The following is a 13,429-nucleotide window of genomic DNA, read 5'->3' as shown; positions in this document are numbered from 1 at the left end:
CGAAATAGCGGATCCTGTGTCCGTAACAATTACGAGAGGTGATGCAATTACAAGGGATGGTGCAATACTACGCCGGGCCGAGGCACCAGCAAGCTCATGTCTGTCTCACGTCTTATTCCGCGCCTCACGCCTTGCACCTCACGTCTCACGTCTGACGTCTTACTTCGCGCCTCACGCCTCACGCCTCACATCTCATATCTCACGTCTGATGCCTCACTTCGTGCCTCACGCCTTGCATCTCACATCTCACGTCCCCTGCTCACTCCGCAGCAGCAGTTGGGGCACGCCGCGGTCCGGATGCATGACCGAATAAGCATCTACTTCAAACAGCGACTTCACTATTTCCGGGGTAATAATTTCGTTTGGTGTTCCCATTGCAACGATTTTGCCATCCCGCAAAGCAAGCAGCTTGTCGCAATACAAGGCCGCCAAATTCAAATCATGCATCACGGCAATGACCGTCAAATGCTCGGCCCGCTGCCAGCTTGAGACCAATTCCATGAACTGCATCTGGTAGCGGACGTCGAGGTATGTCGTCGGTTCATCCAGCAGCACGAGCTCCGGCTGCTGCGCCATCACTTTGCCGAGAGCCACCCTCTGCCTTTGTCCGCCGCTAAGCACATGCAGCGGCTTGCTCTCCAGCCCTTGCAAATCCAGACGGCTTACAATTTCACTGAGCAAAGCCTCGGCACCGTCTCCTTCTTCCTTCCCGCGCCAATTTTGAAAAGGGAATCTCCCCATCTCCAACACCTGGCGCACCGGAAATGCCATCGGCGGCAAACCGTCCTGCTGGAGCACGGCAAGCTTCCTTGACAGCGCCTTGCGTCCATAGGCTGTCAGCGGCCTGCCATCCAGCCTTACCTCCCCGGCCTCAGGATTCTCTACGCCTGATAACACGTTCAGCATTGTCGTCTTCCCGCTGCCGTTCGGCCCGATAATTCCCCAAAAATCCCCCCGCTGCCCCTGCCAGTCGATCCCCTTCAACACCGTTTGGCGTCCGTAGCATTTCTCTACGCCTTGAACTTCGATCATTGCAGCTCCTCCATTCTCCGCTTCTTATTGCGGTACAGCAAATAAGCAAAGAATGGAGCGCCGACGAAGGCCGTAACCACACCCAAAGGGATCTCCGTTGGGGCCAACACCGTCCGGGCGGCCAAATCGCTCCACATCATGAATATCCCCCCGCCAAGCGCGGAGAGCGGAATAATCAACCGGTAATCCGGGCCCGTCATCAGCCGTATCATATGCGGAATAACCAAACCGACAAAACCGATGACCCCAGACACGGATACAGCCGCTGCACTCATAAGCGTGGCCACAAGCAGAACCAAAAGCTTTGTGCGGTCGACATTCAGCCCGGAATGGGCTGCCTGGCGCTCACCAAGCGCTAGCAGATTTAAGCTGCGGGCCTGGCTCCACAGGAACAGCAAACCAGCGACCAAATACGGGAAAAGGATGATCGTATACGACCATCCGCGCAAACTGAGACTTCCCATCGTCCAGTATAGTATTTCGTTCACCGTTTTTTTCGACATGGCTGTCAAAAAAGAAACGATCGCACCGAGAAATGACTGCATAACCACGCCCGACAAAATAAGGCTTTCAATCGGAATTTTCCCGTTTTCCCTGGCCAGCCACATCACGACAAGCAGCGTGCTTGCCCCCGTTATAAACGCAATGACCGGCAGCGTAAACACGCCGATTAAAGAGAGCTGCCAACCGAAGAAAATCAATGTAGCCGCGCCTACTGCCGCCCCCGAGGAAACGCCTAATGTAAATGGGTCTGCCAGCGGATTCCGCAGCACGCCTTGAAATGCGGCACCCGCCACCGCCAAAGAGGCGCCAACCAGCATGCCGAGCAGAACCCGCGGCAGCCGTACCTGCATGACGATCTGTTCTGCCGAGACGTCCCAGTCCGGCGTAATCATGCCGCCGATCCATGGCAGGCGATGAAGCAAAATGCCGATAATCTCGCCGGTCGGCAGAAAAACGGAACCGACGCCGATGCAAACCAGCAGCGTAACAGCCAGAAGCACTAAACCCGCTGTTCCGTATCCCGCCAATTTATTCATCATTGCTGGATCAATTCCGGATAAATAGCCCGGGCCATTTCAATCAATCCCTGGGTCACGCGCGGGCCTGGGCGGCTGAGCAGGTTATCGTCCATGCCGACGACACGATCTTCTTTCACGGCCGTAATTTGATCCCAGCCGCCGCGGGCTTTGATCATGTCGCCGATCGTCTTGTTGTTCTCGTCGACGACATTTTTGGCAAACAGAATAACGTCCGGGTTCGCCTTAATGATGTTCTCTTCGTTGATTTCGTTCCAGCCTTCCAAATCGGAAGCTACGTTCACTCCCCCGGCCAGCGTAATCAGTTCGTCCATAAACACGCCTTTCCCGACGGTCCAGCCTGGCGAAAACTCGATGTAGACTTTCTTCTTCTGATCCGGCGTCAAGGATTTCACAGCATCTAAGACAATGTCGCGTTCTTTCTCCATTTGGGTGACGACTTCCTCGGCTTCCTTCTGACGGTCGGTAATTTCCCCTACGGTTCTAATATGGGCCAGCGTTTCGTCCAGATTGGTCGGATTCGATCGATAAACCTGGATTCCTAGATCGGTAAGGTTTTCTACGGTTGCCGGGGCGATCAGATTGCCGGCTAGCACCAGATCCGGCTTTGCGGCAATGACCGCCTCAACGTTGACCTGGAACCCGCCCATGCGCGGCTTGTCCTTCACCGCTTCGGGATAATCGTCGACATCGGACACCCCTACGATGTGCTCATCAAGACCAAGCGCGAATATTCCTTCTGTCTCCGATGGAGCCAGCGAAACGATTCTTTGCGGCGCAGCTTCAAAAGTGAACTCCGCACCAGTTACATCCTTCACTGTCAAAGGATAAACCGTGCGCTGCGCATCAGACGATGAATCCGTTTGCTCTTCCTGTCCGGTTTGAGCATTCTGTTCCTGCTGAGCAGGAGTATTTCCATTGTTCGTGCTTGCCGCATCCTTACCACAGCCAGCCATCACAACGAGCATGATCGCTAAAAGCCAAATCCCCCAAAACTTTCTAAACTTGTTCATGAAATCTCTCTCTCCTTAAAAAGCGTATAGTGTATACATGAAAAACCCGCTCAAATGGTAAAATTAGCAAAAGGACAGGAAAAAGCCCCATCCGTTCAGGATCGGGCTACGTCTACAAGCAAGTCCATGTACAGCACAAGCCTTCTGCTTGTCCGCAGCATGGTCTTTAAGCAGAACGTTATCCTTTCCTCGAAGGACCGTCTCTTTATTTTCCCATAGGCAGGTCTCCTGACTCCAGGTTGCCGATTCAGCTCGCCTTCCCATCTTCGCATGTCCCTTTCCTGCAAGTACCTTCAAGGTAAAGCAGAATATTGGTTCAACGAACGACAGTGGCATATAATGAGCTTCATCCCTGTTTACAGTGGCGGGACCGTGCCGGAATTGCACCGGCTTCCCTATTAACCCGTGGCGGAAAGCTTACAGACAAGCGCCGCCTTGGGGCCTACGGTTTTTTCCATTTTCGCTAGGCATTCATACATCTTCGTCTGTATTGGATTATAGGGGAAAACCGCACGGTTGACAATCATTCATCCCGTTCCGCCCGGCTCGCATACCCAAATGTGCCTAACAAAAGAACTTTTGCTGACCGTCCCATAATCGCGAATGCAAAAACCAGCGCCAACGATCTCCTTCTCCAACTGCTCGGTGGAGACGATGACTGACCTTTGGCTGAACTTTTTTATGCTGTGCAGCATTTCCCCGCGCTCCTCGGGAGACAGCACGGAGCATAAATTATACGGCATGTCCACGATAGCCGCATCGTAAAGCTCAACCACTTCATTCAGATCGCCCAAGCTGACCCGATCATCGCCATAGCCGAAATGGCGCAAATTGATCCTCGCTCCCCGAACCGCCAGCGGGTTAATATCCCGGCCTACGATATCGATCCCCATCGATAACGCCTCAATCAGCACATTCCCCATCCCGCAGCAAGGGTCGATAGCCTTGACAGCGTGCGGATCGGGTACCGCGATGTTCACCAAAGCCCTGGCGACAGCCGTGCTTAGTCCTGTGGAATAATTGCGCGGCTTGCTCTTATGGCGCAGCCAGACGGACTCTGCTTTTTCGCAGATTCCAAACAGCCAGCGCCTTTCAATATACATCAGGCCGAACGTCACTTCGGGTTTACGCATATCCGCTTTACCGCGGATCCGGCCTCCGATTTTCCGCTCAAGCTCGCGCTGCTCTTCATAGCTGAGTGCAAGCATGCCACCCAGCTTCATGCAGACGACTTTAAAAGTTGCGCCCTTAAGATCAAGCTCAGCTGCTTGCGAGGCCAGGCTGTCCAGATCGTCTTCCGCAAACAGTATATCTACCCGGTACGAAATAAATGGACTACGGCCCGGATCGATCCGCCTGTCCGTTGCCACGTACCCTTCCGTATCCGCCGAATGTCCAAACAAAGCCGCGAGCTCCATTTCACATAACCGCTGCTCATTCTCATGACAGGCGTATGTATAAATGTAAAGACCGCTGTTTTCTATATACATTGTGACACTTGCCTCCAACCATTAGCTGACTTCTGCCCGCTTGCACTGGGCAATCTTCCTTTAAGGCGATAGCGATATACGGGTCATTAATGCGCGCCGTTAAACGCCGTCAAGCTCCCTTAGCACCTCGGCCAGCAGCCTGTAGCATTCCAGCCTTGCCGCATAGTCGGGAATAGGACAGACGATCAAAAATTCGTTAACTGCGTACTCGTGCTGCAGATTCTTAAGCTGATTATACACGCTATGCGGCGTGCCGCTTATGCTTCGAAACGAACCTCGGCCCGCTTGCTTCGCCGTCTCATCGAGCACCTGCACCCAATGCGCAGCCTCCCTCTCCTTCCCTGCGCAAATTACGCTGACCGCCACCATTGTCTTGGGGGCGCTTTGCAGCGCAGAGGGAGTAAATTCCGCCCGATAAGAGGCCAGTACGTCCACGTCCACGCCAACATGCTCGCTCATAAACTGTCCAAAAACATAACCCGTTCCAAATTTGGCCGCATATTCCGCGCTTTTTTTATTTGTTCCAAGCAGCCAGACCGCCGGTCCGACTTGCGGCTGCGGCCGTGCGGTTACGGCATGTCCCTCATACTCGTAAGCGTCCTGGAGAAGCTCCAGCAGCGAAGCGATCGTTTTCGGCAGCTCAGCGACTCTAGCTAGAAAATTGCCGCTAAGGGCCATCACTGTATGCGCTCCCCCTCCCGGAGCACGCCCTAATCCCAGATCCACCCTGCCGGGATATAAAGCAGCAAGCAGCCGGAACCATTCTGCTACTTTCAGCGGACTGTAGTGGGGCAGCAATACGGCCCCTGAACCGAGGCGAATCCGCTCTGTCTTTGCTCCGATATGGGCCAGCAGCACCTCGGGCGAAGAAGAGGCCAGCCCAGGCATATCATGATGCTCAGCCGTCCAATAACGGGCGTAACCCCACTTTTCGGCATGCTGCGCCAAGGACACAGCTTGTCTTAAAGCCTCTTCATCCGAGCTCCCGGGCAACCGGGGAACCAGATCCAGCACACTAATCGCCAGCGGCGCCTTTGTTCCCGTTCTAGTTTCAGGCAAGCCCATCACTTCCTTCGTCAATATCTATGCGTAAAAAGCTTTGATTCATTATGTCCGCTCGAGTATGTCCGCTCGCGGCTCTCCAGGCCTCGCCTTAGTGACGTTGAGGCTTACTTAATCATAATATTCCTGATTCCGCTTACCAGTCTCCGGCTCTGTTTTTTCCCCGAGCTTAAGCCTCAATATGCCTCCAGCTTCGATAGACGTATCCCAGAATCCCCTTCCAGGATGAAGCAAAGAGGAAACAAGCGCGACGACGCCCCCGTGGGTGACCGCGAGAATACGCTGCTCCATGTTATCCTCCGGGTATAGATTGCGTTGGGCTAGGTTTATCCACTCCTCATAAATAAGGCTTACCCGCCGGTGAAAATCGTCCCATGCTTCTCCACCAGGCGGAGTTACCGATACGGGATCATCGATCCAGGCGCGATAAAGCAAGTTATTCTTGAGCATTTCATACGTCTGCCCTTCCCATTGCCCAAAGTTCATCTCCCGCAGGCGCGAGTCGTATACAGCCTTCCCGGCAAGATCCGGCCTAACCCTCGTTAGAGTCTGGCGGCAGCGCAGCAAATCGCTGCAATATACCGTCGAGAACGAAACGCCTTCAAGTTCACGTTCCAGTTCCTCCAGTCCAGACGCTTCATCGTCCAACAGAGCAACATCCGAATGTCCCTGATAACGCCGCTCCCTATTCCAGCTAGTACGGCCATGGCGGACCAGCCACAGCTCGCCAGCGTAACTCTTTTGCTTCTTCAAACCTCCCGCCTCCCGGTAACAGGTTTAACCATATCGATCGAGAACTAAAATCCGCCTGTAAACACCAGCCCCAACGCAGTTCCTAGCAGTACGAACATATCCGAAACTACAAACAGCATTCGGCTTGTTTTTGGAATGTCGTCCGCTTCCAGCTCGCGGGTCTTGTCCCCCATATATGCGCGAAAAGACACCACGCCATGATAAGAATTCTCACCGCCCAAGCGAACGCCGAGCGCTCCGGCGACGGCTGACTCGGGGTACCCGCTATTCGGGCTTGGATGAGACGAAGCATCGCGCCGCACCATCGCGGCAGCGCCTTTGGCATTGAAGCGCAGCAGCCAGGCCGCGGCAATCAGCAGCAGAGCCGAAAGACGCGCGGGAATATAATTTGCAATATCGTCCAGCCGGGCCGACGCCCAGCCGAGGTCGATGTATTTCTCGTTTTTGTAGCCGACCATCGAATCGAGGGTGTTGACGGCTCGGTAAGCCATCGCCAGCGGCGCACCGCCCAGCAGCGCGAAGAAAAGCGGCGAGATGACGGCGTCGACAATATTCTCGGCGACCGTCTCCACCGCGCCGCGCGCCACTTCCGGCTCAGGGAGCTGTGCGGTGTCGCGCCCGACAATCATGCCAAGCGCGCGCCGCGCGGCTGGCATATCCCCGCGGCGCAAATGACCGCACACCTCCATGCCGGCATCGCGCAGCCCCTTGGCCGCGATGGTCGTGGCGATCAGCGCGGCTTCCGCCAGCGCGGCGAGCCACGGGCTGACCTGGGCCAGCAAGCGCAGCACGGCCCAGGTCACGGCAAAGCTGCCGCCCGCGACCAGCAGCGGCAGCAGCAGCCCCGCGGCCCGGTGGGCGCGGGGCTTCACCAGGCGGCGAATTGCCGCCTCGATCGCGGCGATCGCCTTCCCCATCCCGACGACGGGATGGGGAAGCCAGCGCGGATCGCCAAGCAGCCGGTCGAGCGCATACGCGACCGGCAGCACCCACCACGCGGCCGTCACTTCGGCCCTCCGGCCGCGGCCAAAGATTCGCGAACCGCGTCGTACACCAGGCGGCCAATAGCGCCGCCCAGATCGGTCGCGGTTCCCGCGTAGGCGTGCAGCAGCGGCCACTCGGCCCGCTGGCTGACGCCCAGCATGATCGCATCCGTCGTCGTGCCGGTTGCGGCCAGGCCGTTCTCGGCGTCGCGCACGCCGAGATCGCTCAGCGCGGCCGCCTTGGCCTCCGTCGCCGTGATGACGGCGTTCACCATGGCCGCGGGGGTCATTCTGCCGTCAACGACGAGCATAATGTTGATCGTGCCCGGCGTCCAAGAAGCGGGGAACGTCGTCCGCTCCACGCCGGCCCGGGCCGCGTTGGACACGCCCGCCGTCACGCAGCACAGCACGCCGAAATCGTTGCCCTGCTCCTCGGCAACCGCCGCATGCTTTAGCTGCACGGCCGTTAACAGCCCGGCCGTTCCCTGCTCGGGATATCCCCATCCCCCTAACAAATTATGGATATCCCGCACTGGATCTTCACAATGATAGAACCGATCCACGTATATATTCACAAACCGCTGGAGCGAATGCATTCCTCCGCCGTATATCGCGCTGCCCAAGCTGTCCATCGCTTCCGGAGCTTCCAGCAAAATATGCCGCTCCTTCCGGTATAACTTCAAGCCCGGCCATATTTTTGCATGATAGACCGTCTGGTCGACTTGATCCGTTTCGACAATTTGGCGGGTGTTATTCACTTTGGTTGGTTTATCCTGACCAGCCAAAGCAGCCGGATTAGCCTTATTCATGTTAATGGTCTCCCTAATTTCAACGGCCTCATTATTCCCACAGGCCTCACTGACCTCACTAGCCTCTCTGACCCCGCCAGCCTTCACCGCTTGTTCCGCTTGCACATGCAAAAAAGGGGTTGTCATCCCTGTCCTCCTCCTATCACCTGCTCCATCTCTCGAATCAGCACAGCATTGGCCGCCCGATCCTTCACGGCGACACGGATGTGGCCGGCGTCAAGCCCCGGATACATCGCGCAGCTTCGCACGAGTACGCCGCGCCGGCCCAGCGCCTCCTGTATCGCATTAGCCGTCCACGGTTTCGGAAGCCTTAAAAGCAAATAATTGGCTTCTCCCGGCGTCACCTCACAGCCTAACCGCGCAAGCTCACCACTAAGGTGCTTTCGCTCTGCCGCAATCGCGTTGAGCGTCGCTGCCTCGTATTCCGGCCCTTCCTGCAGGCTGATCTCGCCTGCCCGCAGCGCCAAAATGTTGACGCTCCACGTCACCTGCTTGCTGCGCATCGCCGCTGCCATTTGCGGATGAGCGATACCGTAGCCGAGCCGCAGCCCCGGAATCGCATAGAACTTCGTCATTGATCGAACGATGATGACGTGCGGATACCGCTCCAGCTCAGGCAGCAGCGACTGACGCCGCTCCGAAGGTATGAAATCTATGAACGCCTCATCCAGCACGATATACGTCTCATGCCGCTCTCCCGCCTCGGCGAACTGCCGTAATTGCTCCACATCATATTGCACTCCATTTGGGTTGTTAGGCTGGCCGAGAAACACGAGGTCACTAGCTTCAATCAGCTTCACGATTTGTCCGGGCTCAGCGCGATAGTCCTGCTCTGCGGTGCCGTAAACCGCCTGCACCTCCGCCCCAAACTGCCGGGACAGCGTTTCGTATTCCGAGAAGCAGGGCTGTACGACACCGACCTTGCCCGGCGCCAGCGCCAATAAGATGAGAGCCATGATTTCCGCCGCGCCGTTGCCTACGCAAATGGCTTCCTGCCGGACCCCGTGACGTTCAGCCAATAGGGCGAGCAGCGCCCGATGGCCCGGATCGGGGTACCGAATAATTTCGGGCAGCGCGGCCCGCAGCGCCTCCAGCATGCCCGGCGGCGGCCCGAGCGGGTTAATGTTTGCGCTAAAGTCGGTGAATTGCCCCGGCTCAAGGCCGTATCGCAGTGCTGCCGACTCTATATCTCCTCCATGTCCGTACACTTCCAGCATATCGCCATTCCTCTTTTCCCCATTACCATTTATGTATTTCTATGTTTTAACTGCTTTTTGCCCTAGTTCAATGCCCTCATTATGAGGTGAATGCTATGCGCCGTCAATGATGGGTGGCCTAGGTACTTGCAATAAGAAAAACGTCTATTGAAGCATTTACTTAGAAGACAGACCGCGTTTAAATGTAGTTTTTCTTGCGATTATAAGTATTGTTCAACTTCCTTGAAAATTTTTAATTCTGTAATCTAAAGAAAAACATTGATCGAAGTACTTGCTAAGATGACAGACCGCGTTTAAATGTAGTTTTTCTTGCGATTATTGAATTGTTCAACTCCGCTGAAAACTTTTAAATTCCATAATTTAAAGAAAAACGCCCTTGGCTCCGAGGTCAATACTTTCTGATATGTTAAAACAAAATACCGGTACCCGCTTTTTTCCTTTGGTTTCAGTCTTAATTGGTTTACAATAAACGTTAGGATATTTCAAATTTACAAGTTATAAATATAGATTTGGATGGAGGAAGAGTCATGCTGTTTATTGATAACCAGGGAATTACCGACGCCTCGGTCAATCTGGCCATCGAGGAGTACGCGCTGAAGCATCTTCCGCTCGAAGATGACAGCTATTTGCTATTCTACATTAATGCGCCGTCGATCATTATCGGCAAGCATCAAAATACGATTGAGGAGATCAACCTCGATTACGTCAAAGAGAACAATATCCAGGTCGTACGCCGTTTGTCCGGCGGCGGTGCGGTGTACCACGATCTGGGCAACTTGAATTTCAGCTTCATTACAAAAGATGACGGACAGTCCTTCCACAACTTCCGCAAATTCACCCAGCCGGTCGTTGCAGCGCTGCAATCTCTCGGCGTTAATGCGGAGATGACAGGGCGCAACGATCTGCAGGTCGGCGAGCAAAAAATCTCCGGCAACGCCCAGTTCTCCACGCGCGGCCGCATGTTCAGCCACGGTACGCTGATGTTCAACCTCAACTTGAACGATGTCGCCGCTTCGCTGCATGCGAACCCGGAGAAATTCAAATCCAAGAGCACCAAATCCGTGCGCAGCCGGGTAGCCAACATCATTGACTTCTTGGAGCAAAAAATGACGATCGAGGAATTCCGCGCCGAGCTGCTGCGGCATATTTTTGGCATGGATGCGGCGGACAAGGTCCCACAATATCGCCTAACCGAAGACGATTGGAGCAAGATTCACGAAATTTCCAAGGAACGTTATAAAAATTGGGATTGGAATTTCGGCTTGTCCCCGGAATCCAATGTAAAGCATTCGAAAAAATTCCCGATCGGCATCATCGATCTGCGCATGGATATCAAGGATGGCCATATCCAGAACATTAAAATTTATGGCGATTTCTTCGGCGTTGGTGACGTTGTGGATATTGAGGACAAGCTGCGCGGGGTACGCCACGAGGAAGTGGCGGTTCGCCAGGCGCTGGCGGGCATCGACATTAAGCATTATTTCGGCAACCTCGAATTTGATGATTTCGTCGGCCTGGTCTTCCTAAAAGAGTAGCCGTTCGTGATAAATATAAACATACCGCGTTCTCGCATCGCCGACCTGAGCCTGCTCTCCGTCGCCATGATGTGGGGCTGCACCTTCTTGATCGTGCAAAATGCGGTGCAGGCGCTCCCGCCGCTCGCCTTCAATGCGATTCGGTTCATCGGAGCCTCCCTGCTGCTGGCGATCATTACGACACTGTTCTACCGGAACGATTGGCGGCGGTTCAATCTGCGCTTGCTGGGCCATGGCGTGCTGCTAGGGTTGTTTTTGTGCGCAGGCTACGGGTTTCAAACGGTCGGGCTGCTCTATACGACGACCTCGAATGCCGGGTTCATTACAGGGTTGTCGGTAGTGCTTGTACCGTTCCTGTCGGTAGTTCTGTTCCGGCACAAGCTTTCCGCGTTCACCTGGATTAGCGCCATACTGGCCGCCGCCGGGCTGTACCTGCTAACGTTCACGAGCGGGAGCTTCTCGCTGAATCGCGGCGATGTCCTGATTTTGTTCTGCGCTTTTGCCTTTGCGCTGCATATCGCCTTTACGGGGCTCTATGCCCCGCTTTATCCGGCGCTGCCGCTGGCAACGGTCCAGCTTGGCGTAACCGGGCTGTTCAGTCTAGCCGCTTCCCTCATGACCGAGCATGTCGGAACATGGGCTCAAACGACGGAACTGCTGCTGCGGCCCGAAGTGCTGCTGGCGCTGCTCGTTTCGATCGGCCCGACCAGCGCCTTTGCCTTTTGGATTCAGACTGTCTGTCAAAATTATACGTGCGCTGCCCGGGTTGCCGTCATTTACGCGATGGAGCCTGTATTCGCAGCAATCACGGGCGTGCTGTTCGCCGGCGAGCGGTTGGGCTGGTCTGCGCTGCTGGGCTGCGGCTTTATTTTTACCGGAATGATTCTTGCCGAATTAAAAGCGGGGCAGAGCCCGGATCAGGGAAAGTGCGCTACTAGTCCTGCCTCTCAGTAGGAGTGCATCCCTCCCTCATGGCCTGCCAAGGGCGCTGCTTAACCGGCGTTATTGCGTTAATGATAATTGCGTTTCATCATGACTAGAAGAGGAGATATCCAGACGATGTATAAGCTTATTGCAATTGATATTGATGATACTTTGATTAACGATGACAAAGAGGTTACCCCGGCTACGCAAAAGGCATTGGAAGAAGCGATTGCTGCCGGCGTGGTCGTTACGCTCGCGACCGGCAGAGCCTATTCCTCGGCTCAAGCCATCGCGCGCCAGACCGGCCTTAACGTACCGATCATTACGTATCAAGGGGCCTATGTCAAAAATCTGCTCGACGAGAAGGTGCTCTATGAGCGCTACCTACCTTTGGATGCGGCCAGCAAGCTTTTTGATTATTGCGTAAAGCACGATTTGCATCTGCAAACGTATATTGATGACAAACTCTATGCAAGAGAAGAAAATCAAAAGCTGATCGATTATACATCCCTCAACAATACGGAGTATTTTGTTGAGCCGGATTTTGCCAAGCTCGTTGCCCAGCCTACGCCGAAAATGCTCATTATCGACGAGCCGGATTATTTGGACGAAATTGCCCCTGTGCTGCGCGAGCTGCTTGGGCCTTCGGTGCATGTTACCAAGTCCAAACCGAACTTCCTCGAGTTCATGCACAATGAAGGCACAAAGGGCCATGCGCTGAAATTTATCGCTAATCATTTCGGCTGCGGGCTGAATGAGACGATCGCGATCGGGGATTCCTGGAATGACCATGAAATGCTGGAAGCCGCCGGACTAGGCATCGCCATGGGCAACGCCATCCCAGCGCTGAAGGAAATCGCCGATTACGTCACTCTAAGCAACAACGAGGATGGAGTGAAGCACGCGATCGGCAAGTTCATTTTCAACCGTGGATCATAAACTGGAACAATCATGACCACCCGTTGGGCGGGTGGTTTGCTGTTGGGGTATAACCCCCTGTTGCCAAACTGCGCCTATAGACGCTAACCTGACCACAAATCCGCTCAGGCACAGTGTTATTTGTCACTTTCACTTACCAGTTAAACTGGTTTATTTCTTTTAGCTCTTGTTTGCCATCCAAGTCCATTCCTTTCCCAGGGCTTAGACCGAAAATGTGACTCAGAACGTGAATAATGTGACTCAAAACGTGAACGAAATTTTATAACGAAGCTGATGATCGCTATCTGTGTAAAAATAACCCTTCTCAAAATGTAACGAAGCTGGGCAACGTTATTTCAGCCTTGACTGCTCCAAACAGAGGATAAACCGCAAATAGAGTGTCTGAGATTCGTTGCTATGAACGTTTTTGTCAAACCCTCTATTTTTTCTGCCTGAGCACGTGGCGCGAGAGCAAAAATGCGAGCGACGGTCGGCACGCTGCTATCCGTGGGTTGGGTACCACATGTTATGCCTTCGTCAAGGAGAGCTTTTGCAAGCTAGAAACGCACGTTCAGTTTGGCAAACCTAGTGCAAACGAATCACGTATATTCTCTCCCGAACCTTCGTTTGCTCCCGGGCCTCGTGCTCCGGCG

At 54.4% G+C, this 13,429-nt stretch carries 12 protein-coding genes and 1 riboswitch; of the genes, 3 read left to right on the top strand and 9 right to left on the bottom strand.

Annotation, left to right across the window (positions count from 1 at the left end):
- Positions 1–246 precede the first annotated feature (246 nt).
- From G358_RS0121295 to cobD, 9 genes are all read right to left on the bottom strand, one after another.
- A complete protein-coding gene (locus G358_RS0121295; protein WP_019639287.1) occupies positions 247–1,032 on the bottom strand; it encodes an ABC transporter ATP-binding protein in 786 nt (261 codons plus the stop codon).
- Entirely contained in the window at positions 1,029–2,075 is a 1,047-nt protein-coding gene (locus G358_RS0121290; protein WP_019639286.1) for a FecCD family ABC transporter permease, read from the bottom strand. Before G358_RS0121290 ends, G358_RS0121295 begins: the two co-directional genes overlap by 4 nt.
- Complete coding sequence (locus G358_RS0121285) at positions 2,072–3,085, bottom strand: ABC transporter substrate-binding protein (RefSeq protein ID WP_019639285.1); 1,014 nt, start codon at positions 3,083–3,085, stop codon at positions 2,072–2,074. Before G358_RS0121285 ends, G358_RS0121290 begins: the two co-directional genes overlap by 4 nt.
- A 201-nt stretch (positions 3,086–3,286) precedes the next feature.
- A riboswitch (cobalamin riboswitch) is annotated at positions 3,287–3,541 on the bottom strand.
- Positions 3,542–3,612: 71 nt separating this feature from the next.
- Complete coding sequence (locus G358_RS0121270; RefSeq protein WP_019639282.1) at positions 3,613–4,575, bottom strand: TRM11 family SAM-dependent methyltransferase; 963 nt, start codon at positions 4,573–4,575, stop codon at positions 3,613–3,615.
- Positions 4,576–4,674: 99 nt separating this feature from the next.
- Positions 4,675–5,640, bottom strand: coding sequence for an MsnO8 family LLM class oxidoreductase (locus G358_RS0121265; protein WP_033404300.1), 966 nt, complete (start codon positions 5,638–5,640; stop codon positions 4,675–4,677).
- 108 nt (positions 5,641–5,748) lie between these two features.
- A complete protein-coding gene (locus G358_RS0121260) occupies positions 5,749–6,390 on the bottom strand; it encodes a histidine phosphatase family protein (RefSeq protein WP_019639280.1) in 642 nt (213 codons plus the stop codon).
- Positions 6,391–6,434: 44 nt separating this feature from the next.
- Complete coding sequence (gene cbiB / locus G358_RS0121255; RefSeq protein WP_019639279.1) at positions 6,435–7,397, bottom strand: adenosylcobinamide-phosphate synthase CbiB; 963 nt, start codon at positions 7,395–7,397, stop codon at positions 6,435–6,437.
- Entirely contained in the window at positions 7,394–8,308 is a 915-nt protein-coding gene (locus tag G358_RS30640; RefSeq protein ID WP_019639278.1) for an adenosylcobinamide amidohydrolase, read from the bottom strand. The genes cbiB and G358_RS30640 overlap by 4 nt, the downstream gene beginning before the upstream one ends.
- Positions 8,305–9,399 (bottom strand): threonine-phosphate decarboxylase CobD, encoded by a 1,095-nt coding sequence (cobD, locus tag G358_RS0121245; protein ID WP_019639277.1) that lies wholly within the window; start codon positions 9,397–9,399, stop codon positions 8,305–8,307. Before cobD ends, G358_RS30640 begins: the two co-directional genes overlap by 4 nt.
- A gap of 527 nt (positions 9,400–9,926) precedes the next feature.
- Here cobD and G358_RS0121240 point away from each other — a divergent pair.
- From G358_RS0121240 to G358_RS0121230, 3 genes are all read left to right on the top strand, one after another.
- On the top strand, positions 9,927–10,934 hold the full coding sequence (locus G358_RS0121240) for a lipoate--protein ligase (RefSeq protein ID WP_019639276.1): 1,008 nt from the start codon (positions 9,927–9,929) through the stop codon (positions 10,932–10,934).
- Positions 10,935–10,940: 6 nt separating this feature from the next.
- Positions 10,941–11,888, top strand: coding sequence for an EamA family transporter (locus tag G358_RS0121235; protein ID WP_019639275.1), 948 nt, complete (start codon positions 10,941–10,943; stop codon positions 11,886–11,888).
- Between the two features lie 105 nt (positions 11,889–11,993).
- Complete coding sequence (locus G358_RS0121230; RefSeq protein WP_019639274.1) at positions 11,994–12,797, top strand: Cof-type HAD-IIB family hydrolase; 804 nt, start codon at positions 11,994–11,996, stop codon at positions 12,795–12,797.
- Positions 12,798–13,429: the final 632 nt, after the last annotated feature.

The organism is Paenibacillus fonticola DSM 21315, from assembly GCF_000381905.1.
Taxonomy (GTDB): Bacteria; Bacillota; Bacilli; order Paenibacillales; family Paenibacillaceae; genus Fontibacillus; species Fontibacillus fonticola.
The sequence above is the reverse complement of the archived record's forward strand: the minus strand, read 5'-3'. Positions and strand labels throughout refer to the sequence as shown.

Bases quoted from the DNA above. Each gene is read 5' to 3' on its own strand.
- G358_RS30640 (WP_019639278.1), bottom strand. From the start codon at position 8,308: ATGACAACCCCTTTTTTGCATGTGCAAGCGGAACAAGCGGTGAAGGCT.
- G358_RS0121295 (WP_019639287.1), bottom strand. From the start codon at position 1,032: ATGATCGAAGTTCAAGGCGTAGAGAAATGCTACGGACGCCAAACGGTG.
- G358_RS0121285 (WP_019639285.1), bottom strand. From the start codon at position 3,085: ATGAACAAGTTTAGAAAGTTTTGGGGGATTTGGCTTTTAGCGATCATG.
- G358_RS0121270 (WP_019639282.1), bottom strand. From the start codon at position 4,575: ATGTATATAGAAAACAGCGGTCTTTACATTTATACATACGCCTGTCAT.
- G358_RS0121230 (WP_019639274.1), top strand. From the start codon at position 11,994: ATGTATAAGCTTATTGCAATTGATATTGATGATACTTTGATTAACGAT.
- G358_RS0121290 (WP_019639286.1), bottom strand. From the start codon at position 2,075: ATGATGAATAAATTGGCGGGATACGGAACAGCGGGTTTAGTGCTTCTG.
- G358_RS0121265 (WP_033404300.1), bottom strand. From the start codon at position 5,640: ATGGGCTTGCCTGAAACTAGAACGGGAACAAAGGCGCCGCTGGCGATT.
- G358_RS0121240 (WP_019639276.1), top strand. From the start codon at position 9,927: ATGCTGTTTATTGATAACCAGGGAATTACCGACGCCTCGGTCAATCTG.
- cobD (WP_019639277.1), bottom strand. From the start codon at position 9,399: ATGCTGGAAGTGTACGGACATGGAGGAGATATAGAGTCGGCAGCACTG.